At 37.9% G+C, this 24,607-nt stretch carries 19 protein-coding genes; 16 read left to right on the top strand and 3 right to left on the bottom strand.

What is annotated here, in order from left to right; genetic code table 11:
* The first annotated feature begins 63 nt into the window (after positions 1-63).
* Both gpmI and PGN18_RS15565 read left to right on the top strand, forming a co-directional pair.
* A complete protein-coding gene (gpmI, locus tag PGN18_RS15560) occupies positions 64-1,587 on the top strand; it encodes a 2,3-bisphosphoglycerate-independent phosphoglycerate mutase (RefSeq protein ID WP_335320495.1) in 1,524 nt (507 codons plus the stop codon).
* The gene (locus tag PGN18_RS15565) at positions 1,587-2,117 is read left to right on the top strand and encodes a hypothetical protein (RefSeq protein WP_335320496.1); all 531 of its coding nucleotides are present in this window, start codon (positions 1,587-1,589) and stop codon (positions 2,115-2,117) included. The genes gpmI and PGN18_RS15565 overlap by 1 nt, the downstream gene beginning before the upstream one ends.
* A 50-nt stretch (positions 2,118-2,167) precedes the next feature.
* On the opposite strand, the gene PGN18_RS15570 is transcribed toward PGN18_RS15565, so the two are convergent.
* Positions 2,168-2,788: a tetratricopeptide repeat protein gene (locus PGN18_RS15570; protein ID WP_335320497.1), complete on the bottom strand. Its 621-nt coding sequence runs from the start codon at positions 2,786-2,788 to the stop codon at positions 2,168-2,170.
* 321 nt (positions 2,789-3,109) lie between these two features.
* On the opposite strand from PGN18_RS15570, the gene lon reads away from it, so the two are divergent.
* Together lon and PGN18_RS15580 are read left to right on the top strand one after the other, a co-directional pair.
* Positions 3,110-5,581, top strand: a complete 2,472-nt coding sequence (gene lon / locus PGN18_RS15575) for an endopeptidase La (RefSeq protein ID WP_335320499.1) — start codon at positions 3,110-3,112, stop codon at positions 5,579-5,581.
* 83 nt (positions 5,582-5,664) lie between these two features.
* Positions 5,665-6,615 (top strand): lipid A deacylase LpxR family protein, encoded by a 951-nt coding sequence (locus tag PGN18_RS15580; protein WP_335320500.1) that lies wholly within the window; start codon positions 5,665-5,667, stop codon positions 6,613-6,615.
* Positions 6,616-6,804: 189 nt separating this feature from the next.
* On the opposite strand, the gene arfB is transcribed toward PGN18_RS15580, so the two are convergent.
* A complete protein-coding gene (arfB, locus tag PGN18_RS15585; protein WP_335320501.1) occupies positions 6,805-7,212 on the bottom strand; it encodes an alternative ribosome rescue aminoacyl-tRNA hydrolase ArfB in 408 nt (135 codons plus the stop codon).
* A gap of 74 nt (positions 7,213-7,286) precedes the next feature.
* Here arfB and cmk point away from each other — a divergent pair, with 74 nt between their 5' ends.
* The 7 genes from cmk (at position 7,287) to PGN18_RS15620 (ending at position 16,622) form a co-directional block, all read left to right on the top strand.
* The gene (gene cmk, locus PGN18_RS15590) at positions 7,287-7,967 is read left to right on the top strand and encodes a (d)CMP kinase (RefSeq protein ID WP_335320503.1); all 681 of its coding nucleotides are present in this window, start codon (positions 7,287-7,289) and stop codon (positions 7,965-7,967) included.
* Between the two features lie 219 nt (positions 7,968-8,186).
* Positions 8,187-9,017 carry a 3-keto-disaccharide hydrolase gene (locus tag PGN18_RS15595; RefSeq protein ID WP_335320504.1) on the top strand — a complete coding sequence of 277 codons (831 nt, stop codon included), beginning with the start codon at positions 8,187-8,189 and terminating at the stop codon, positions 9,015-9,017.
* A gap of 60 nt (positions 9,018-9,077) precedes the next feature.
* A complete protein-coding gene (locus PGN18_RS15600) occupies positions 9,078-10,574 on the top strand; it encodes a TPM domain-containing protein (protein WP_335320505.1) in 1,497 nt (498 codons plus the stop codon).
* A 185-nt stretch (positions 10,575-10,759) separates the two neighbouring features.
* The gene (locus PGN18_RS15605; RefSeq protein ID WP_335320506.1) at positions 10,760-11,740 is read left to right on the top strand and encodes an SH3 domain-containing protein; all 981 of its coding nucleotides are present in this window, start codon (positions 10,760-10,762) and stop codon (positions 11,738-11,740) included.
* Between the two features lie 594 nt (positions 11,741-12,334).
* On the top strand, positions 12,335-14,269 hold the full coding sequence (rpsA, locus tag PGN18_RS15610; RefSeq protein WP_039482263.1) for a 30S ribosomal protein S1: 1,935 nt from the start codon (positions 12,335-12,337) through the stop codon (positions 14,267-14,269).
* 375 nt (positions 14,270-14,644) lie between these two features.
* On the top strand, positions 14,645-16,306 hold the full coding sequence (locus PGN18_RS15615) for a beta-N-acetylhexosaminidase (RefSeq protein ID WP_335320510.1): 1,662 nt from the start codon (positions 14,645-14,647) through the stop codon (positions 16,304-16,306).
* Positions 16,307-16,409: 103 nt separating this feature from the next.
* The gene (locus PGN18_RS15620; protein WP_335320512.1) at positions 16,410-16,622 is read left to right on the top strand and encodes a hypothetical protein; all 213 of its coding nucleotides are present in this window, start codon (positions 16,410-16,412) and stop codon (positions 16,620-16,622) included.
* Here PGN18_RS15620 and PGN18_RS15625 read toward each other — a convergent pair.
* Positions 16,612-17,016 carry a thiol-disulfide oxidoreductase DCC family protein gene (locus PGN18_RS15625; RefSeq protein WP_335320513.1) on the bottom strand — a complete coding sequence of 135 codons (405 nt, stop codon included), beginning with the start codon at positions 17,014-17,016 and terminating at the stop codon, positions 16,612-16,614. The genes PGN18_RS15620 and PGN18_RS15625 overlap by 11 nt on opposite strands.
* 66 nt (positions 17,017-17,082) lie before the next feature.
* On the opposite strand from PGN18_RS15625, the gene map reads away from it, so the two are divergent.
* The 5 genes from map to PGN18_RS15650 all read left to right on the top strand — a co-directional run bounded on the left by map (position 17,083) and on the right by PGN18_RS15650 (position 24,486).
* Positions 17,083-17,847, top strand: coding sequence for a type I methionyl aminopeptidase (map, locus tag PGN18_RS15630; protein WP_335320514.1), 765 nt, complete (start codon positions 17,083-17,085; stop codon positions 17,845-17,847).
* 70 nt (positions 17,848-17,917) lie between these two features.
* A complete protein-coding gene (gene pyrR / locus PGN18_RS15635) occupies positions 17,918-18,466 on the top strand; it encodes a bifunctional pyr operon transcriptional regulator/uracil phosphoribosyltransferase PyrR (protein ID WP_335320515.1) in 549 nt (182 codons plus the stop codon).
* A gap of 2 nt (positions 18,467-18,468) precedes the next feature.
* Positions 18,469-19,398, top strand: coding sequence for an aspartate carbamoyltransferase catalytic subunit (locus PGN18_RS15640; RefSeq protein WP_335320516.1), 930 nt, complete (start codon positions 18,469-18,471; stop codon positions 19,396-19,398).
* Between the two features lie 362 nt (positions 19,399-19,760).
* Positions 19,761-22,784 carry a tetratricopeptide repeat protein gene (locus PGN18_RS15645; RefSeq protein ID WP_335320517.1) on the top strand — a complete coding sequence of 1,008 codons (3,024 nt, stop codon included), beginning with the start codon at positions 19,761-19,763 and terminating at the stop codon, positions 22,782-22,784.
* A 4-nt stretch (positions 22,785-22,788) separates the two neighbouring features.
* A complete protein-coding gene (locus PGN18_RS15650; protein ID WP_335320518.1) occupies positions 22,789-24,486 on the top strand; it encodes a hypothetical protein in 1,698 nt (565 codons plus the stop codon).
* Positions 24,487-24,607 lie beyond the last annotated feature (121 nt).

Consider the following 24,607-nt stretch of genomic DNA (forward strand, 5'->3'; position numbering starts at 1 on the left):
AAAACAGTAAACATGTTATACGTGAAAATGTTTTGATATAGATCAATAAATTTTTCAATAAAAATGGTAAACGATAAAAAACTCGCACTTATAATCCTGGATGGTTGGGGTTATGGGAAACAAGATAATTCTGATGCTGCATATGCTGCCAACACTCCTTTTTTCGATTCGTTATTACAGAAATACCCAAATTCCAAGCTTGAGGCATCTGGCGAAGCAGTAGGCTTACCTGCCGGCCAGATGGGCAATTCAGAAGTTGGACACATGAACTTAGGTGCAGGCAGGGTAGTTTACCAGGAGCTTGGAAGAATTAATAAAGCTATAACCGACAGGGAATTGCACAACAATCCGGTATTAGTAAGTGCATTTGATTATGCCAAACAGCATAATAAAGCAGTTCATTTTATCGGTCTGGTTTCAAATGGTGGTGTACATGCACACATCGAACATTTGAAAGCCTTATGCGATGCCGCAAATGAAGCAAACGTACCAAACTCTTTTGTCCACGCTTTTTTAGATGGCCGTGATACAGATCCAAACTCTGGTCTGGGTTTTATTTCTGACCTCGAAAATCACATACAAAATTCTAATAGTAGATTGGCAACCATGGTTGGTCGTTACTACGCCATGGACCGTGATAACCGTTGGGAACGCGTGAAGCAAGCTTATGATGTAATGGTTAACGGTATTGGAGAAAAAACCCCGGATGCATTAGCCGCGATCAAAAAATCGTATGCAGACGGAATTACAGATGAGTTTTTAAAACCAATCGTTTTAACACAAGATAATGGTTCTCCTGTAGCCACTATCCAAAATGATGATGTGGTGATCTGTTTCAACTTCCGTACCGACAGAGGACGTGAGATTACCACAGCTTTAACGCAAAAAGATTTCCCAGAGCAGCAAATGCATAAACTGCCATTGTATTATGTTACCATGACTACTTACGATGAAAGTTTTGAAAAGGTAAATGTAATCTTCACTAAAGATGATTTAACCCAAACCATCGGCGAAGTATTGGCTAACAATAATAAAAATCAGATCCGTATTGCCGAAACCGAAAAATATCCTCACGTTACGTTTTTCTTTTCCGGCGGTAGAGAAGCTGAATTTGCCAATGAAAAGCGCATTTTGATCCCATCACCAAAAGTAGCAACTTACGACCTTCAACCGGAAATGAGTGCTGCAGGCATTACTGATGCGATTACTAAGGAAATGGAGACAGGATGGGCTGATTTCATCTGCTTAAATTTTGCCAATCCAGATATGGTTGGACATACAGGTGTTTTTGAAGCCGTGGTTAAAGCAGTAGAAACGGCAGATAAATGTGCTGAAGCCGTAGTGAACAAAGGTTTGGAAAATGGTTATTCATTTATTCTTTTAGCAGATCATGGAAATTCCGAATTTATGGTGAATGCCGATGGATCGGTTAACACTGCACATACAACCAACCTGGTTCCTTGTATTTTAATAGACAAAGACTACAAAACCATTGCCGATGGTAAATTAGGCGACATTGCCCCTACTATCCTAAAAATATTAGGTGTGGCTATTCCGGCAGAAATGACAGGAAACGTTTTAGTATAATGATCAAAAAACTTTTTATCCCGGTATTTGCCCTGGCCTTATCTTCCTGCAACCAGCGAAAGGAAGCTCAAGCAAATACTCATTTGGCCTATTTCGATATAAAAGGATATTTTGAAAAAGAAATTTCGCGTTTGCAAAGGCTAAACCCTATTGTAAATAAAACGGTAAAAGTAAACGGGGATGTAGAAAGCAAGGATTCAAAAATTGCTGACTGGACAAAGGAACTTGCCATTTTTGTTAATGCCGACATCAATAAAACATCCTGGAAAGGAAGTTTTAACAAACAAGTAAAAAATGGCGTAGATATTTATACTTCAGATCATAAAAAGATTCCTATTAAAAAAGTCTCAATTATGTGGAGAGGTCAGAATGCAGGTAAAATAGAGATCATTGTTGATAACAAAAATATCCTCTATCAATCGCAGGATACGCTAACTTATTATCCTGACAGCTTATACAGCATCAAAAAACACCAGAAAATTAAGCTATTAAAAGATAAAAGGTATTCCGTTGTTGGAATACTGAAATAAAAGAAGGGACTTGAAATACATCAAGTCCCTTCTTTTATTTAAATGCTATATTACTTTAGGCTTGCAATCTGTGCCTTATCGTAAGCTACCCAATCAACAATATCTTTTCTTAATGGCTGCAAGGTTAATACCTTTTGAAAATCGGCAATAGAATTATTGAATAATGTAATGCAAGCTGCTTTTTCCTCTTTTTTCTTTGCTTTGAAAGATCTGAAAATTGCATAATCTTTGTAGGCTAAGCCACGGTTTTGAAACATTTGCGCATCTTCATCACCATTGATTTCAATGGCTTTTGTAAAATCCTTTAAAGATGCCTGATAAAAGTTTTCGCGCATGGTATTTAACGATTCTTTAGGGTCGTTAGCAATTTTCAGCCTCGCTATCCCACGATAATAATATGCCGAGACCTCGGTAGGTTTGATATTTAACAAACGGCTGTAAGTGGCAATACATTTCTCGTATTCGTGATTCTGGAAGTAGGAATATCCAAGCATCTGGAGCACGCGTGCATTATCAGGCGTTTTAGCATCAGCTTTTTCTAATTGCATAGCCGCTGTTTTATAATCACCTTTCATCATCGACTGCATGCTTCTTTCGTAATTGCTCTGCGCGAAACTACCTGTTGATGTGAAAATCATTAATCCTAAAATCGCCTTTTTAAAATAGTCCATGTATGAATAATAAGTGTAACAAATCTAACCCCCAAATCAAATTTATAGGAGAAATGTTTTGCAATATAATCCTATTCTGATAATTTAAAAGTTTTTAATTTTTCTTTCAGTAAAAAACCATTTACCCCAAACACTAGCTTAAACGCAAAAAAATGCATTATATGATATGGGCGAAAATATTTATATTACTCTGCCTTTTTAACATGCGATTAATATTATTTTCACTTTGGCACAGGAGTTGAATTTATGAAGGGAATATTAAATTTAAACAAATTGACTACGACTAAACTGCCAGTTTGTCGTTAGCGGAAAAATGTGATAATGAGTAAACAAGATATATTTGATTTCCAAACAGCAATGCCAATTATAAATGAGGATACAGAGTTTTTTCCATTAATGTCTCAACAGGACGAAGATGAAATGAACAATGAGGAAACACCAGAAACCCTGGCCATATTGCCTTTGCGAAATACCGTTTTATTTCCGGGAGTGGTTATTCCGATTACCGTAGGAAGAGACAAATCGATTAAGTTGATTAAGGAGGCTTACAAAGGAAATAAGATTATTGGGGTAGTTTCTCAAAAAGATGTTTCTATTGAAGATCCTACTTTTGAGCAGCTTAACACCGTTGGTACGGTTGCCAATATTATAAAGCTATTGCAGATGCCTGATGGTAATACGACTGTCATTATCCAGGGTAAACAACGCTTTAGTTTGATTGAAGAAGTGCAGAATGAACCTTACATTAAAGCCGTTGTCAAAAAATTCGTAGAACAAAAGCACAAGGCAGATAAAGAGTTCAAAGCCCTGATCGCTTCTATACGGGAGATGTCTGCACAGATTATCCAACTATCACCAAATATTCCAAGCGAAGCCAGCATTGCACTGAAGAACATTGAGAGCAATTCATTTTTGATCAATTTCATTTCATCAAATATGAATGCCGAAATGGCTGATAAGCAAAAAATCCTTGAAATGGATAAATTGCAGGAAAGAGCGCAAAAAGTTATGGAACTTTTGATGGTAGAACTGCAGATGCTGGAATTGAGAAACCAGATCCAATCGAAAGTACGTACCGATTTAGATAAACAGCAACGCGATTATTTCTTAAATCAGCAGCTAAAAACCATACAGGAAGAACTTGGCGGTAATGCTGCCGATTTAGAATTTGATGCGTTACAGGAAAGGGCTAAAAAGAAAAAATGGACGCAGGCCGTTGCTGATCATTTTGATAAAGAAATAGATAAGTTAGGTAGAATGAATCCTGCCGCGCCTGATTATTCGGTACAGTTAAACTACCTGGAATTACTTTTAGATTTACCCTGGAACGAATTTACAAAAGATAATTTCGACCTAAAAAGAGCACAGCGTATTTTAGATAAAGACCATTTCGGTTTAGAAAAAGTAAAGCAACGTATAATTGAATACCTAGCTGTACTAAAACTGAAACGCAATATGAAAGCGCCTATTTTATGTTTGGTTGGCCCTCCGGGAGTGGGTAAAACATCTTTGGGAAAATCGATTGCAAAGGCATTAGGCCGGAAGTATGTACGTATGGCTTTAGGTGGTATCCGCGATGAGGCAGAAATCCGTGGTCATCGTAAAACTTATATCGGTGCGATGCCAGGACGTATTATTTCATCCATTAAAAAAGCTGGGGCGGATAATCCTGTTTTTGTGCTGGATGAGATTGATAAAGTAGGTACCGATCACCGTGGCGATCCCTCATCAGCTTTGCTGGAGGTTTTAGATCCCGAACAAAACAATGCTTTTTATGATCACTATGTAGAGGTGGATTATGACTTATCGAACATCCTGTTTATTGCTACAGCAAACTCTTTAAGCACCATACAGCCTGCTTTGTTAGACCGTATGGAGATTATTGAGGTGAATGGATATACCATTGAAGAAAAAATAGAGATTGCCAAAAAATACCTGTTGCCAAAACAGAAAGAAAATCATGGTTTGCAGACCAAAGATATTTCCATTAAACCTGCTCTGATCGAAAAGGTAATTGAAGATTACACCAGAGAATCAGGCGTACGTGGTTTAGAGAAAAAAATCGGCTCTCTAGTACGTGGTGTGGCTACCAAAATCGCAATGGAAGAAACCTATGATGCAAATTTGGGGAATGACGATGTGGAGCGGATTTTAGGTGCTCCTATTTATGATAAGGACTTGTACGAAGGCAATGAAGTAGCTGGAGTGGTAACAGGTTTGGCCTGGACAAGTGTTGGCGGCGATATTTTGTTTATCGAATCGAGTTTAAGTCCGGGGAAAGGAAAATTAACCTTAACCGGTAACCTGGGAGATGTAATGAAGGAATCGGCGGTGATTGCGCTGGCTTATTTACGCGCACATGCGGCTGAATTTGGCATCGATTATACCTTATTCGATAACTGGGATGTACACGTACACGTGCCTGCGGGCGCAACGCCGAAAGACGGCCCTTCGGCAGGTGTAACCATGCTAACTGCATTAACCTCCGCTTTTACCCAACGTAAAGTTAAACAGCACCTGGCCATGACCGGCGAAATCACCTTACGTGGAAAAGTGCTGCCTGTGGGTGGTATCAAAGAGAAAATCCTGGCTGCCAAAAGGGCAAATATTAAAGAAATTATTCTTTGTAAAAGCAACCGCAAAGATATTTTAGAAATTAAGGAAAGTTATATCAAGGATTTAAAGTTTCATTATGTAACCGAAATGAGCGAAGTGATTGATTTGGCATTAACTAAAAATAAGGTAAAAAAACCTTTGGATTTAAGTATTAAAATTGCGCCGATTGTAAACTAATTTATAATCTTTTAACAGAGAACAATCAAAAATCCAAATACAATAAATACTTTTATAGTCCCGGTAATGATCGGGACTTTTTTATGAAATCACTTTTATTTGCGCTTATTTTTAGTTTGGTCGTATCAACTGGTTTCGCCCAATCTTTTAAAAACGAATTTGGCTTTAAAACCGAAAATGATGCCTATCTGGCTACTCTAAACGATCGTTATTATACCAACGGCTTATTTATTTATTTCCGCAGGGCATTAAATACCGAAAAATCATCGGATAAAATCGAAAAGAAAACATACGAAATTTCTGCCGGACAAAAAATGTACACACCCTATTGGGGGCAGGTACCGAAAAAAGAGGATCAGGACAGGCCTTTTGCAGGTTATCTTTACTTAGGAGGTGCATACTCAGTTTTCTATAAAAATGAGAGTGTTTTAAAAACCAGTGTAGAATTGGGTACAGTGGGTCCTAATTCACTAGCTCAGGATGCACAGCGTTTTCTCCATAAAACTGTTGGCTTTTATAGCCCTGCAGGTTGGGAATACCAAATCAAAAATGAGCTGGCCGTCAATCTGGCTGCCAATTACAGTAAATTACTTTTTAGGCCTGAAGATCCAATTGTAGATATCAGTGCGCAGGGTTATGCCAATCTGGGTACCACTTTTTCAGGTTTGGGTACATCGGTGCTTTTCAGAGCCGGCAAAATCAATCAATTGTTCAATAGTGCTTACCATAATGCAGTAATTGGAAATTCAAAAACCAAAAGCTTAAATAATTCCGAATTTTTCTTTTATGTTAAACCGCAGCTCAATTTCGTAGCTTACGATGCCACTATACAGGGCAGTCTTTTCAACAACGATAGTCCGGTAACGTTTGGCGTAAAACCGATTGTTTTTGAACAACAGTTTGGAGTGAATTACAGTTCAAAAAGATTTACAGCCGATTTTAACGTGATATTTAAAACAAAAGAAGTTAAAAGTGTGGCCAAAGCACAAAATTATGGTGGTTTGAGTTTATATTATAGATTTGGAAAAAGTTAGGTGAACTGTTTTATTGCTAGTTATTTACAGACATACAAGCATGCTTATATAGCTATTGGATTATTTCAGCGTCCCCCCTATAGACCCTGAATAAATGCAAGGTGACGATTCGTTTTTGTGATGTCAGATATTGCTATCTGACCTTATAGATCCTCCAAAAGTCAAACGATGACAAATCTTTTCAAACAGTTAAAAATCAGTAATTTTCCGGTTTTTCTTTTTCTCCGCTGTTGAGGCCTTATTTTTTAATCTCTTTTCGATAACACCTTTAGGAATTTTGGTCGGTTTTCTCTTTTTCTGAACCGTCAATGCTTTTTTGAGCAGATCGATCAATTTAATAATGGTCTTTTCCTTATTGAGCAGTTGGCTCCTATCCTCTTGCGAAACGATATGTATTAAACCTTCATTATCCAGGCGGCCTTGCAATTTTACTTTTAGCAGTGCTTTTTCCTCATCAGTAAAATACACAAAGTTTTCTATATCAAAAACCAGTTCTACCTTACTCGAAACCTTATTTACATTCTGGCCGCCTTTACCGCCACTACGTGACGTTTTAAAAATGGCTGATCGTAAAATTTCTTCTCTGCTAGGTAACATACGGCAAAAATATAAAGAATATCGATCTAAAAAAAGTTAGCAAACCCATCGGCTTTTTTTACCTTTGTAGCAGAATGAAGAAAAACTTGGTTATAGCTATCGATGGCTATTCATCTTGCGGGAAAAGTACATTAGCGAAAGCGCTGGCTAAAAAATTGGGTTTCATTTACGTAGATAGTGGGGCCATGTACCGCGCTGTTACCCTATATTTTTTGCGCAATAGCATAGATGTAAGCAACGATACCCAGGTTGAAGATGCTTTGCAACACATCGAACTAAATTTTCATTCGCGCGATTATGAATCACATATTACCCTTAACGGTGAAGAAGTTTCAGACGAAATCCGTTTGATGCCGGTTTCTGAAAATGTAAGCGAGATTTCTGCGCATAAAATTGTTCGCCACGAAATGGTGAAACAACAACAGCGCATGGGAAAATCAAAAAACATCGTCATGGATGGCCGCGATATCGGCACCACTGTTTTTCCATATGCACCTGTAAAATTCTTCATGACCGCCGACCCCAAAATCAGGGCCGAGCGCAGATTTAAAGAGCTGGAAAGTAAAGGCAATAACGAAACTACTTTAGAAGAAGTTTTCGAAAACCTTGCCCACCGCGATTATGCAGATACCACCCGTAAAGAAAGTCCGTTGGTTAGGGCTGACGATGCCATTATTTTAGACAATACTGACCTTACACAGCAAGAACAACTGGATTTTGCGCTGGAGAAAGTGAATCCTTTTTTGGTGCATTAGTTACTGGTTCATTGGTAATTGGTCATTAGTTCATTACCGATGACCAATTTTAATAGAATGGTCGTCATCTCGACTGTAGCGAAGCGCAATGGAGAGATCTATTGGGATAGATTTATTTCGCAGATATTCGGATCATTTAAATCCCCTCCCCAAAACTCTTTATCAGCCATTGACTTCGGGAAAAAATTTATATTTTTAGCACAAAACCCAAATGATGCTATGAAATTAAAATCAATTTACCTTACCGTATTATCTCTATCCTTATTTATTTTAAATGCAAATGCCCAAAAAGGCTGGATCAACCTGTTCAATGGAAGAGATTTAAAAGACTGGAACATTAAAATTTCCAAACACGAATACAAAGAGAATTATGCCAATACTTTCCGCGTAGAAAATGGCATAATGAAAGTAAGTTATGATGGCTACAATGAATTTGACCAACAATACGGGCACATTTTCTATAAAAAACCTTTTTCAGCCTATCTTTTAAAAGTAACCTATCGTTTTGTGGGCGAGCAGGCTAAAGGTGGCGAAGGTTGGGCTACCCGCAACAGCGGCGCCATGTTGCATTGCCAGAACCCTGCAACCATGTTAAAAGACCAGGATTTTCCAATATCAATTGAGGCTCAAATTCTGGGCGGAGATGGTGAACATGAACGCCATACCAGTAATGTATGTACACCGGGAACATTAATCGATTATAATGGAAAATTGTTTACGGGCCATTGTTTGGATTCTAAATCGAAAACCTATGCTGGTGACCAATGGGTAACTGCAGAATTTTTAGTTTTAGGCGATTCTGTAATCAAACATATTATTGAAGGTGAAGTAGTTTTGGAATATACCAAACCTCAAATTGGTGGCGGTAATGTTTCAAATTTCGACCCAAAAGTTAAAATAGATGGTAAAGCCTTAACATCGGGTTATATATCGTTACAAAGCGAAAGCCATCCGATTGAATTTAAAACAGTCAAACTTTACAATTTGGAGCCTTACCAAAAAGATCAAGCAAAATTGGATAAAGTATTGGCAAAAATATTAACGGAGTAAACCATAACGGCAACTGTTTGTTAAATGATGACGTTATAATTTTATAACTAAATTTATACGATGCTCATAAAACATTTAATCAAACCTGTTGCCCTTTCCATTTTCCTTTTTTTAGGCAATTTTGCTGCTGCGCAAACGGCCTATCACGTAAAGGATATTCCCGATCCAAAAACAAATGGAGAAGGCTACGTTAGCGACCCCGATAAAATTTTGGGTGCCGGAGCAGTGGCGCAACTCAACAATACCATTGCTGATTTTGAGCGTGAAACCAATGTTCAGGTGGCTGTAGTTGTGGTTAACGATTTTGATCATGAAAAAGAAGATTTCGACTTTGCCTACGAATTGTTCAATACCTGGGGAATCGGCTCAAAAACCAGCAACAATGGCTTGCTATTATTTATTTCGAAAGCGCGGCGAAAGTACAGGTTTATAACGGGCACTGGTGCCGAAGGTGTTTTGCCCGATGTAAAGCTCAAACATATTGCCGAACAGCATCTTTTACCGGCTTTTAGGGAAAATGATTTTGCCACCGGTATTACCAATACCATTAATACCATCGGCGAGATTATTTTAAAACCTGAAAACAAATCAGAGCTGAACCAATTGTTCACACAGAAAAAAAGCAATAGTGATTTTGAGAATTTTTTACTGCCTACCGGGATCATTATTCTACTTTTTTGGGGTGCCTTTAAAATTGTAAACCGGCAGGCTAAAAATGCATTGAAAGACAAACCTCAATCAGACGGCTTCCAAAATGAAAAGATAGGAAAAGGCTGTGCGGCGGCTATGATGGTTACTTTTGTAGTTGTTTTTATATTTATCTTTTTTGGAGGTTTTGGATTAGTTGAAAAAATAAGTTCAAAAGACATCCCGATCATTTTATATGTAATTTTATCGCTTATACTTTTCGGCAGGTACCTTTTTCACATTTCAGCATTACGAAGTATTCATCATGACGATAAAAACTTTTACAATTCAGTAAGTAGCTTTCACAAAAAGAACTTTTGGCTGGTCATTTTTTCTCCACTTGTTTTGATCAGCATTTTCATATATTTATTTAAAAGGGTTAAGAACATTAACCGCTTTAAAGCTGTACTGGACAGTAAGGGACAAGAAATGGTGCGCCTGGACAGGGATATCAATATTGAAGGTGAGCCTTTTTTAACAAAGGGCCAACGCAGAGAGGAAATAGTAAAAGCCTATGATTATGATATTTGGGAAAGTGTTGATCACAAGGAGCATTTGATTAAAGCGTGGCCTGCGGAAGCTTATAACCACTACACTGAATGTCCAGACTGTTATTTTCGTACCTATCAGCTCAACAAACAAGTAACGACTAAAAAGGCTACATATAGTCATGCAGGGCAAGCAAAAATAATAAACGAGTGTAGCTTCTGTAAAAAAACAGAATTTATAAAATGGATTACTTTAGCCATGTTAGTGGAATCGAGTTCGTCATCCGGTTCCTCTTCATCCGGAGGAAGTTCATCATCTTCATCATCAAGCAGCTGGGGCGGTGGCAGTAGCAGCGGTGGTGGCACTGGAGGAAGCTGGTAATTAGCTTACCGTTTTATAAGAGAACATCAGCCTGTATAAGAGATGTATTTGAAGAAAGATAATCCCTTTTTTCAAACTTATCCTTACCTATTAAAAGTATTTTCTAATTTTGAAACACTTAGCACGGTGTTTGCTTATAGCGTGTTTGCGATTACCTATTAAACTGTTCGCAAAAACTTATACTTATGACTAGAATTTTCTTCCTCCTAATCGCTCTTTCTTTTTTTGCTAACCGTTTAAATGCACAAGATGTATATCGCGTTAAGGCCGACCAATTGCGTATAAGGGAAAGCAGCAATCCGAAAAGCAAGGTTATTGGAAATATAGCTCAAAACGAAAACATTACGGTTTTAGATGCCAGCGATGCCAGGTTTTACAAAGTAAAATTTAAAAACCGCGAAGGCTGGGTAAGCAAAGATTTCGTAGAAAAAATTGCACCTGCAGCCAAACCTGCAACTTCACAGGCAGCTGCTGCACAGCCTAATACGGCTCCTGAAACGGTAACAAGTACCGACATGTATCGGGTAACTGCCGACGATTTAAGGGTTAGGCAACAAGCTGACCCAAAAAGTAAAATTGTTGGATACCTGCCTAAAAATGAAAATGTTGCCGTTATCGATTCTTCTAATATTAGTTTCTATAAAATTAAAGTTACCAATGGCGAAGGATGGGTGAGCAAAGAATTTTTGGTTAGGATTTCGCCTGTAAAAGCGAAAGTCGAAAAAACGAACGTCACAGCATCTGTACCTCGGGAAAAACAAGATTACACAAACATTATCTTTTTTGCAGTGGTAGCCTTAATACTAATTACCATATTATACTTTTCGATTAAATATGCCAGTGGCAATAAGTTTTTGATTGGGTTTTCAGTAATTGTGATTCTGGTCATCGGGTATTTGTGTTATATCACTTTTATACAGGCAAAAGTGGTAACAGGTACCTTTGCCAGCAATGAAGATATACAGTACAAATCGTTTAATTTTAAATCTAAAGATTCAGTAACTGTTACCGATGCCTATACCGATTCTGTTTTTACCTCCAAATATGTAATTGACGGCGATATGATTAAATTATACGACCAGCAAAATACCATTATGCTTTTAATCAGGGATGAAAAGACGTTAATTGGAGAGGGCTTTACAAGGGGGACTTTCACGAAAAAATAGAATTTTGTCTTTAAGCTGCTTACCATAGTGGGCTGCGAGGTACGTCATCTAGACCGCAGCGCCTGCCCGTACAGGCGGGGAGAGATCTTTTAAATCTGATTCAATAACTTAATTCAAAGATCTCTCCACTACGCGTTGCTTCGGTCGAGAGGACGACCATATTATTGAAGTCTGTTAATGGTAACTTGTTCCAGCATCCTCTTTAAAAGATGTGGAATTATCCAACAGGACAATCATTCATATCTAATTACCATTGCTATACTATTTTGTGGAAATATTTGGTTGAAACTGTACACAATCCTTTGTTTCTAAACCTGATGGAGCGGAATAGCCCGGAGCGCAGCGAGGACTATAAGCGATAGCGGGACTGCTGCTGCCGATGAAATACGGAGCGCTCATTTCCAAATCCTTATGAAAAACATTCGTAAAGCTGTAAATCTCTACGCCTAGATCCTGAAATAAATTCAGGATGACGGAACGATATATTATAATCAGCTAAAAATCAGCCATATTTATTAGAAAAAACTTTTCTATTAATTAAAATATTTTTACCTTTGCAGTCCCTAAATAGGGAAAAAAGGAGACAATTAATTAATGGCTAAAAAACAAGTAGCAGAAAAAGAATTAGCAGCAAAAACAGCTGAACTTCAGGGAGAAGGCGGACGCCTGACTGAAAAAGAAACTATTGAATCAGAAGCTGATTCAGTTTCGATCGAATCGATCAAATCATCATTAGCAACACCAAGCGAAGATTTCGACTGGGATGCAGATGAAAAAGTTTTTGGTAATTACAATGAAGCAGACCGTAAAAAGTTTGAAGATATGTATGCCGGAACATTCAACCAGATCACTAAAGGTGAAATCATCAGCGGTATCGTTGTTTCAATCAACAACAAAGATGTAGTATTAAACGTAGGTTTCAAATCAGACGGTTTGGTTTCTACTTCAGAATTCCGTGATACACCAGATCTAAAAATCGGCGATTCAGTTGACGTATTCGTTGAAGCACCGGAAGATGCTAACGGTCAATTGATCCTTTCCCGCAAAAGAGCAAAAACCCAAAGATCATGGGAGGCCATTAATGAGGCGCTTGAGAACGACAGAATCATCAACGGTTTCGTTAAGAGCCGTACTAAAGGTGGTTTAATTGTTGATATCATGGGCGTTGAGGCTTTCTTACCAGGATCGCAAATTGATATTAAACCTATCCGCGATTACGATGTATACGTGGGTAAAACAATGGAATTTAAAGTTGTTAAAATTAACCATGAGTTTAAAAACGTAGTTGTTTCTCATAAAGTGTTAATTGAAGACGATTTAGAAAGCCAAAAAGTAGAGATCGTTTCTAAATTAGAAAAAGGTCAGGTATTGGAAGGTACTGTTAAAAACATTACTGATTTCGGTGTGTTCATCGATTTAGGTGGTGTTGATGGTTTACTTCACATTACTGATATTTCTTGGGGCCGCATAGAGCATCCAAAAGAAGTATTATCATTAGATGAAAAGATCAACGTAGTTGTTTTAGATTTCGATGATGAGAAAAAACGTATCGCTTTAGGCCTAAAACAATTAACTCCACACCCTTGGGAAAACTTAAGTGCTGACATTCAGGTTGGTTCTAAAGTAAAAGGAAAAATCGTAACTGTTGCAGATTACGGTGCTTTCTTAGAAATCATCCCAGGTGTTGAAGGTTTAATCCACGTTTCTGAAATGAGCTGGTCACAAAACTTAAGAAACCCACAAGAGTTCTTAAAAGTTGGTGATGAGATCGAAGCTGAAGTTTTAACTTTAGACAGAGACGAGCGCAAAATGAGCTTAGGTATTAAACAACTATCTAACGATCCATGGCAAGAAGTTGCGGCTAAATTCCCGGTTGGAAGCAAGCACAAAGCAACGGTTAAAAACATGACTAACTTCGGTGTATTTGTTGAAATCGAAGAAGGTATCGATGGTTTAATCCACATCTCTGACTTATCATGGTCTAAAAAAGTTAACCACCCTAATGAATTCACTAAAGTTGGTGATGTATTAGACGTAGTTGTTTTAGAATTAGACGTTGATAACCGTAAATTAAGCTTAGGTCACAAACAACTGGAAGAAAACCCTTGGGATACTTTTGAAACGATCTTTACTTTAGATTCGGTTCACCAGGGTACTGTTGTTAAAGTAACTGACAAAGGTGCTGTTATTGCTTTACCGTATGGTGTAGAAGGTTTCGTACCAACTAAACACATGGTTAAAGAAGACGGTACTTCAGTTAAGGCTGAAGAAACCAATGACTTCAAAATCATTGAATTCAACAAAGAAGCAAAACGTATCGTAGTATCTCACGCCCGTATCTGGGAAGAGGTTAAAGCTGAAGCTGTAGCAGAAGAAAGAAATGCTAAGAAAAAAGAAGCTAAAGCTGCTGTAACTGCGGTTAAAAAAGTTAAAGATTCTGTAGAGAAATCTACTTTAGGAGACTTAGACGTATTGGCTCAATTGAAATCGCAATTAGAAGGCGAAGAAAGCAAAGCTAAAAAAGGCTAGTTCTTTTTAACTGAATATTTAATCCCGATAGCGAAAGTTATCGGGATTTTTTTTGCGCAATCCTGTAAGGTTTCTAAAACCTTACAGGATTGCTTTTTTCTTCCATAAGAAACACGGAGCTCGGGGAATTTTCTTAATAATCGTTGGTAGTGACGAAGTTCCCTCGAAACGTCATCTCGACTGAAGCCCAGCGAAACGGAGAGATCTATCGAGACAGATTTAGCTTCGCTGAGCCTTCGGGTTCTCGACTACGTTGCACTTCGCTCGAAACAACGGCATTCTTTTATGTAACAAAATAATCCATTCTCATATACTTATTCTGCTCATCCCTCCTATTATCACTACTTTTGAAAAGCTTAACCCAGCCTTTTCATTATGAGAAAAATTATCGTTTTGTTTCTGATCTTAATTTCATTCAAACTTCCAGCGCAGGAAATAAATATTATTCCTCAACCTGTTTCGTTACAATTCAATCAAAAGGAAAAACCTTTTCAGTTAAATATTACTACAAGTTTATACACCGACTTCGGAGGAAACGCAAGCATCAACTTCCTCGATGAATACCTGACCAAAAACTACAATTTAAAGTTAAAATGGTTTAAAAGTCCAGATGTTAAGCGCAAAAACATGATTAATTTAATCATTGATCCAACTAAAGTTAAAACGAACGAATACCAGTTAAATGCAAATCAAAACGCTGTTACCGTATTGGCAGGATCTGATACCGCTGCATTTTATGGCATCCAAACACTTATTCAACTACTACCAACTACAAATACCAGCTCATTAACTGTCCCAGCTGTTACAATTACCGATTATCCACGTTTTGCTTACCGTGGCATGCATCTGGATGTAAGCCGGCATTTTTTTGATGTAAATTTCATCAAACAATACCTTGATTACTTAGCGCTGCACAAAATGAATTATTTCCACTGGCATTTAACCGACGATCATGGCTGGCGAATTGAAATCAAAAAATATCCAAAACTGACTGAGATTGGTGCATGGCGGAACGGTAGCATTATTGGCTTGTGGCCCGGAAAAGGCAATGAAAACATTAAATACCAGGTACTGCCTAACGAAATTAAAATTACACCAAAAGATGCCTTAATTAAAACCGATGGCATTCGCCATGGTGGCTATTACACACAGGAGCAGATTAAAGAAGTAGTTGACTATGCAGCCAAACGTTACATCACCATTATCCCCGAAATTGAAATGCCAGCACACAGCATGGCTTTATTGGCTGCCTATCCCGAATTAGGAACGGAACCCAACAAAAAATATACGGTTGCTGAAACCTGGGGAATGATGAACAAATACAACAATGTACTCCAGGCTTCTGATACTACTTTTAAGTTCCTGGAAAATATTTTAATGGAGGTGATGACCTTATTCCCCTCTCCGTATATCCACATTGGTGGCGATGAAGCATCTAAAGTATGGTGGAAACAATCGGCAGTTTCTCAACAGATCATGAAAACCAATGGTTTAAAAAACGAAAGTGAACTGCAAAGTTACTTTATCCGCAAAATGGAGAAATTTGTGAATAGTAAGGGTAAAACCATTATCGGCTGGAACGAGATTTTACAGGGAGGCCTGGCACCAAATGCAGTGGTAATGAGCTGGCAGGGAGAAAAAGGTGGTATTGAGGCGGCCAGGCAAAACCATAAAGCCATTATGACCCCAGAAAATAAATTATACTTTAACCACGGTCAGTTTGTAAAAGAAGATAGTTTAACCGCAAGTACACCATCGCTACTAGCTGACGTGTACAACTATGAACCCATACCAGCAGAACTCACTGCGGAACAGTCAAAATACATTTGGGGTGCAGAGGGCTGTTTGTGGAGCGAATACATTACCAACCCGGCAAAAGTGCAGTACCAGCTTTTTCCCCGATTAGATGCTTTAAGCGAAGTGTTGTGGAGCCCTAAAGAAAAACGAAATTACCCAGATTTTCAGAGAAGGCTAAAAACACAGTTTAAACGCTATGATTTGATGGGAATCACTTATTCAAAAAGATATTCAGAGTAGTAATAGATCAGCTGATCTGCACCTCTGACTTAAATTTAATTACAGCCCTTGTTGACTGTTCTATTTTAAAAATTAATGCAATCTTTGCAATAAAAATTAAACCATGCGTAAACTATTTGCCGTCCTTTCTACCATCATAACCATATTTGCCATTAAAGAAGCAATATATGTTTTTATTTCACAGGAAGCAGATATGGTTAAACAGCGCCCTATTCTCATTGTCATTTCATTGAGCATCTGTATTCCATTAATTGTATTATCACTGTGGTTGTGGTCGCCGGGTGGAAGGAAAAACAATCGTCAAATTAAGCCATAAACTTATTTTTCAATTTGGGTGTTGGCACCCAACAACTCTCCTGCTTTCCCCACCATTTGTAACGATTTTTGGCAATGATATCATAAACCCAATCTCTGATAAATTTTGGAATAATGATGAAAGCATAAAGCATTGGCCACAATCCACTCAACCGGCGTGCAATTCTCAATGCTGCTGATGATTTACTGTAGAGCGCTCCACGTTCAACTAAAACAATCGAATCAATTCTTTTTAAATCTACATTAAACTTCGGCAAAATCTTTTTTGCATATTCCCCCTGTAAAGCGGTGAACCTAAAGATATTCTTATTATCGCGTTCAATTACAAACTGTACAGATGCATTGCAGAGATTGCAAACACCATCAAAAAAAATTACAGGATTTTTTGATATCATTGTCACAAAGCTATCCAATTTATTAAACTAAAAGCTAAAACACTATTTTTAGCAAAAAATAAGCCCATGTCAATCACTACAGAAGAGGAATTATTAGGAATGAAACGCGTAAGTAAAGCTGTTGCCTATACGCTTAAAGAAATGCGCAATTTTGCGAAACCGGGTATTTCTACAAAACAACTAGATGATTTTGGTGGTGGGATATTACAAGATTTAGGGGCGAGATCTGCCCCCAGATTAACCTATCAATTTCCGGGGTGGACTTGCATTAGTGTGAATAATGAAGTAGCACATGGTATCCCCTCAACTCATAAAATATTAAGGGAAGGTGATTTAGTGAATGTAGATGTATCTGCTGAATTAAATGGTTTTTGGTCTGATAATGGTGGCTCTTTTGTTTTGGGAAAAGATTTACACCAACATCAATTATTAGTAGATGCTTCCAAAAATATTCTTAAAAAAGCGATTAATCAGATAACAGGGGGAGTTAGAATTTCAGAAATCGGTAGATTAATTGAAACTGAAGCCAGAAAATCAGGATTTCGGATAATTAAAAATTTAACCGGACATGGCGTAGGCAGGAGCCTGCACGAAGCACCTCATGAAATCGCCAATTTCTGCGATCGTTATAATTTTGAAAGATTTAGAAAAAATACTACTGTGGCAGTAGAAACATTCATTTCAACAGCTTCCACCATGACGGAAACCCAGGAAGATGGCTGGACACTTATCGGAAACAAAGGCGGGTTTGTTGCCCAACACGAACATACGATATTAATTACTGGCGATAAGCCATTGATTTTAACTGCAGAAAACGACATCTGGATTTAACAATCAGCTATTTTCAAATTCAACTTTTCAACCTTAAAACATTTTTCTATATTTGCCCAATCCTTCTTCAATGCAAAAGAAAACACTTCTTGACGGACAAAAAATTCAGATTACAATTAAGAGGCTTTGCCATCAATTAATTGAAAACCACGACGATTTCACAAATACCGTTTTAATTGGCATCCAGCCAAGGGGAATTTTTTTGGCTGACCGCATCCATCAGGATCTTCAACAGATCTTAAAAAATAAAAAAATTTTAAAGGGAAACCTGGATATCACTTTCTTTAGAGATGATTTCCGCCGTAAAGACGGATTGGTTACCGCAAGCAGCAACTCGATGGATTTCATTATTGAGGGTAAAAAAGTAATCCTGATTGATGATGTACTTTGGACCGGCAGAACCATCAGGGCAGCGCTTGATGCCCTGCTTGCTTATGGTCGGCCAGAGAAAGTAGAGCTTCTTGTTTTAATAGACCGCAGGTTTAGCAGGCACTTACCTATCGAACCAGATTATATTGGTCATCAGGTAGATAGCTTAAATTCGCAACAGGTTAAAGTAACTTGGGCGAGTGAAGGAAGTGAAGATAAAGTGATTTTAATATCAGACAATAATAAATAAAAATGGCAGCAGAAAAACTATCAACCCGACATCTTTTAGGCATTAAAGATATTAACCGGAATGATATCGAATTGATTTTCGAAACTGCAGATAATTTCAAGGAAGTAATTAACCGCCCGATTAAAAAGGTTCCTTCACTTCGTGATATTACGATTGCCAATATCTTTTTCGAAAACTCTACCCGTACCAAACTTTCATTCGAACTTGCTGAAAAAAGACTGTCAGCTGATGTGGTTAATTTTGCTGCCTCATCATCGTCGGTTAGCAAAGGCGAAACCCTTATTGATACGGTAAACAATATCTTATCAATGAAAGTTGATATGGTAGTGATGCGTCATCCTTATGCTGGGGCAGGTCAGTTTTTAAGTAAACATGTAAAGGCACAGATTGTAAATGCCGGAGATGGTGCACATGAACACCCTACACAGGCCTTACTTGATGCTTTTTCCATCCGCCAGAAATTGGGTGATGTAGCTGGTAAAAAAGTGGTTATCGTAGGCGATATCCTCCACTCCCGTGTGGCCATTTCAAACATCCTTTGCTTGCAACGTTTAGGAGCAGAAGTAATGGTTTGCGGCCCTACAACATTAATCCCAAAGCACGTTCATCAATTGGGTGTAAAAGTTGAACATAATTTACTTAAAGCACTGAATTGGTGCGATGTAGCCAACATGCTGCGTATCCAGTTAGAGCGTCAGGATATAAAATACTTCCCATCTTTAAGGGAATATGCCATGATGTACGGCTTAAATAAACAGATCTTAGATAATCTTGATAAAGAAATCATCGTAATGCACCCTGGACCAATAAACAGAGGTGTTGAGATTACCAGCGATGTGGCCGACAGCAAACAATCGATTATTTTAGAACAGGTAGAAAACGGAGTCGCCGTGAGAATGGCAGTGCTTTATTTGTTGGCCAGTCAGGGCTAGGTTGGTTCAATGGTTCATTAGTCAATAGTCCATTGGTCAATGGTTCGTTAATGCAGGGTGCACAACCTAGTATTTAACCAAAAGACTAAGTCCTCCGCTCTAGTTTCATAGTTTTGTGCTAGCCTTTCCTAGCTGTAAATTGTTGTGTTGGCTGAATAAACCGTATCACAGTACAGACATGGTAATCCCAAACAAACTAAGGCAATTAAACCAGTGAACGCTTCAACTTTTCCACATTCGTTTACCCCTTAATACCAAACCAAAAATCCTTTCGTTAATTTGTGTTATTAACAGATGTTAATTACTTCTGTTGATAAGCTTTGATACTATTTCTAATTTAGTACCAACCATATTTGAAACCAATGCAGAAAAGATACCTACTAATTCCGCTAATTTTAGCAGGAAGTTTTAGCACCTATGCCCAAGTTAGCGCGGTGCAAAACCTCAACAAAAACTATCAAACGGGCTTAGAATTATTAGACAAAGAAAAATACACCGCAGCTGCGCAGCAGTTTAAACTCGTTGAGCTGCAACGTTATAAACCTTCTACCCAAACAGAAAGCAATGCCGAATTGTCTTTACTGAAAGAAAATGCAAAATTTTATGCAGCAGTTTGCGCACTGGAGTTAACCAACGCCGATGCCGAGAGTTTGTTTCAGGCTTTCATCCGCGATTATCCGTTAAATCCGAATACTAAACTGGCCTATTTTTACGTTGGAAAAACTTATTTCAACCAGAAAAACTATAAAAAAGCTTTAGAATGGTTCGAAAAAACCGATCCTTCTACACTTTCGGCCAAACAAAGAAACGAATACCAGTTTAAGCAAGGTTATGCTTATTTCGAACTTAAAGACTACGACAAGGCAGAACCTTTATTTGAAAAAGTAAAAAAAGAAGAAGGCGATTTTCAGGAAAGTGCTACCTATTATTTTGCTTACATCAATTACTTAAATAAAGAATATAAAACAGCTTTATCTAATTTCGAAAAGCTAAAGGGCTCTCCTACTTATGAGGCGAGTTATCCATATTACATCACGTCAATGTATTACCTTGATGAACGTTATGATGATGTGATTAGCTATGCGTTGGCAGCGATTCAAAAAACCAAACAGCAGTTCGAACCAGAGATGTTGAGTTTGGTTGCAGCATCGTACTTTGCAAAATCTGAATTCAAAAATGCGGAAAAGTATTTTGCAGAATATTATTCAAAAGACAAAAGCGAAACAAAAAACAACCTTTTTATTTATCAGTATGGATACAGTTTGTTCCAGAATAAAAAATATAAAGAGTCTGTTGCCGTTTTAGAAAAACTAAATAGTGATGATATTTACCTGCAAAACGGTATGCATACGTTGGGTAAGGCTTTTATACAATTGGGGAATAAACAGAAAGCACAAAGTGCGTTTTTCAGGGCTTCGCGTTTAAGTTTCGATAAGGGGATACAAGAAGAAGCCTGGTTAAACTACGCTAAACTAAGTTATGAGTTAGAATTTCACCAACAAGCCCTGGAAGCTACTCAGGGTTTCCTAAAAACTTTTCCTAAATCGCGCAAAATAAACGAGGCGAAAACTTTACTGGGCGAGGTTTTATTAACCACCAAAAACTATCAGGCTGCTGTAGACATTTTAGAACCTATTCCGGATAAAAACCTGGAAGCTAAAGAAGCTTATCAAAAGGTAACCTATTTCCGTGGTTTAGAATTTTATAATGAAAGGGCTTTCCCCAATGCATTATCAATGTTTTTGCGTTCTGACAAATTTCCGGAAGACAATGAAATATATGCTTTAAACACGTATTGGAAAGCAGAATCGATGTATGAGCTGCGTAAGTATGGCGAGGCAGTTACTACTTTCGAAAAATTCTTAAAGATGCCGGATGCTGATAAGACAGGTGTATACAATTTTGCTAACTATGCTTTGGCTTATGCAGCATTCGAAGATGAGAAGTACAGCAAGGCAGCCACCTACTTTGAAAAATTTCTGGCTGGTAATGATAAAGACCAAAAAACCGTTGATGATGCGACCATCCGTTTAGCCGATTCGTATTTTGTAAATAAGAATTATGGTGATGCGATGGCCAATTACAATAAGATCATCAACAGACATACCACTTCAGAAGACTATGCTACGTTCCAGAAAGGAATGATCCAGGGATTGGAAAACCAATATGATGCAAAGATAGCCACCATGCAGAACTTACTAAAGGCTTTTCCAAACTCAAACTACGCAGATGATGCCGGTTTTGAAACTGCCTATACCTATTTCAACAAAGGCGATTTTGATAAATCTAAATCAGATCTTGTTGCTTTGGTAGCCAAATATCCACGCAGCAGTTATGTGGCAAAAGCATTGGTAACTATCGGCTTGGTTCAATACAACCAGGATCAGGATGATGCCGCTTTGGAATCTTTCAAAAAGGTAATCCGCGATTATCCAACTGCCGACGAAGCTAAACAGGCCATGGAATCGATCAAAAATATTTACGTAGACCGTGGTGATGCGAATGGTTTTATTGCTTATGCTGCCACTACTCCACTGGGAAATTATTCTGGTTCAGAGCAAGACAACATCGTTTTTGCTGCTGTTAATAATACCTATTTAAAAGGTGATGCCAATGGAGCGTTTCAGGCCGTAAACGCATACTTTGATAAATTCCCTAAAGCAAACCATGAAAAAGAAGCTAAATTTATCAGGGCAGAATCGTTGGTTAAATTAGGTCGTCCGGATGAAGCTATTCCTGATTATGAATTTATCTTAAACGACTGGACCAGTGATTATACCGAACGTTCATTGGTAAGTATCTCACAGCTGTTTTTAAACCAGAAAAAATACAATGAGGCGATTGTTTACCTGAAAAGATTGGAAACAACAACCGATTATAAATCGCATTATAGTTTTGCCATCAATAATTTGTTAAAGGCTTACACCGCCCTGAACATGCCTGATGACATGCTTAAATATGCACAGCTGACAAAAGAGTCTGAAAAAGCTTCAGAAGAAGAAAAAAACAGTTCCAGCTTATATTCTGGTAAAGCTTACCTATTAAAAGGTGATACCACCACAGCCATAAAAGAGTTTAAAAATGTAGTGGCCAAAACAAAAACCGTCGCTGCTGCCGAGGCCAAATACAATTTAGCTTTATTGGAATACAACAAAGGTGATTTCAAAACCTCATCCAAAACCTGTTTTGATCTGATCAACAATATGGGCTCTTACGATTATTGGGTAGCAAAAGCTTTTATCCTTTTATCTGATAATTATGTGGCGCTAAAAGACAATTTACAGGCAAAAAGTACACTTCTCAGTATCATTGATAATTACGAAGGCAAAGATGATATTATCCCTACAGCCAAAGCGAAACTAGAAAAACTAAACCAGAAGAAGTAGCATTATGAAATCGATTAAATATATATATAGTTCATTGTTTTTTGTAGCGGCCGGATTACTGACCGCACAGGCGCAGGATAAAAAAACAGAGGAAAAAGGGGTCGTAAATGAAGAGATTGAAGTAGTGCGCCCATACAAACCTATTCTGGCAGAAGCGGTAAAGTTGAGACGAAGTCCGAATTTGGATGACGTTAAAACATATAAGGCAAAATTAAACTACAGCATTATGGATAGAAAGCTGGAACTTAACAGTGATATCCAAAAACTGCAGGCACAAGCTCTTGCCGAAGAAAAAGAAAGCATTTTAGTCAACAATTATGTAAAAGGAGCGTTCGGTTCTTTGGCTACCCTTTTGGGCGAGGCCTATTTTAATACCGGCAAAGATGAAGGATTACAGGTTGGTGGTTATTTTAAACACTTTAGTCAGGAAGGAAAGTTAAACAAACAGAACAGCAGCAACCAGCAGCTAAGCGTTTTTGGGCGCAGCATTTTAGATGAAAATACGGTAAGTGGGCGCATTAATTTTGAGCGTAACGGTACTTATTTTTACGGTATTGATAACAATAGGCCTACGTTAAATCCTAATCCGGATAAACAAGCTTTAACTACCATCGAATTAGAAGGCGAATTGGTTAAAAACTTTACCGAAGATGAAGATGCTTTTAGCTACGCTTTAAAAGCCAATGGTTATCTCTGGAACGATAAATTTAGCGCTAAAGAAAATTACCTAAGCTTAAACGGTTATGTTAACAAACGTATTAATTCTTTAAACCTTGGTTTAGCGGCATCAACCGAATTTGGAAACACTAAAGATGCTTTAACAAGTGTTGGCAACAATTTGTTACGTTTAAATCCTTATATCCGCTTACAGGTCAAGGGTGCTAAAATCACCGCAGGTGTTAATTTTGTTCAGGAATTTGGTGCATATAGCAGCACAAAAGTGTTTCCTGCAGTTACAGCCGACTTTACGCTGATTCCTGATTATTTACAGGTTTTTGGAGAGGTTAAAGGGGATGTAAACAGAAACTCACTAAAAGGCTTTACTGATGAAAATCCTTGGCTAAACAGCAATATCCTGGTGAAAAATACGGTTGAAAAATTAAGCTTTAGTGCGGGTGTTAAGGGTACTGGTGGACCAGGTTTTGGTTACAAAGCCCGTATCTATGTAAAACAGTTTGATGACCTGCCTTTGTTCGTAAACAACTTTACCGATTTTAATAAGTTTGATGTGATCTACGATTTCGGTAAAACGAAATTGACTGGTTTGGAAGGCGAAATTTCTGTTCAGGTAAGCGATGCCTTAAAATGGACCGGTAAATTAAATCTGGATGATTGGAAGCCAGCTTCTGAAACTTACTCCTGGTTTAAACCAGGCTTAAAAGTAAGCTCGAACTTTATGTACACTTTCAACAAAAAACTAAGTTTTAACGCTGGTGTCGTGATTCAGGACGATGTTAAGGCTAAAGTTTATACCAGCACTCCTGTTCCTGCTTCGCAATATGTAATCCCCAATACAGGTATAGAACTGATTGAAACCGTTAAAGGTTATGTAGACTTAGGTGTTGGTGCAGATTACAGAATCAATAATAAATTCTCTGTTTTTGCTAAAGCAAACAACATTTTAAATAACAATTATAGCAGGTATTTATACTACCAGGCAAATGGATTTAATATTTTCGGTGGATTGACTTATTCTTTTTAAGACAAAACTGAAAATTGAACCTACCATATAAATGAATGCCTCCGACAGACCGGAGGCATTTTTTATGGGTTACAGTCTAGAGATGTCGTCTTGAACGTAGGCGAAAGATCTCTGAAGACTT

This window comes from Pedobacter terrae (assembly GCF_036946585.1).
GTDB lineage: Bacteria > Bacteroidota > Bacteroidia > Sphingobacteriales > Sphingobacteriaceae > Pedobacter > Pedobacter terrae_C.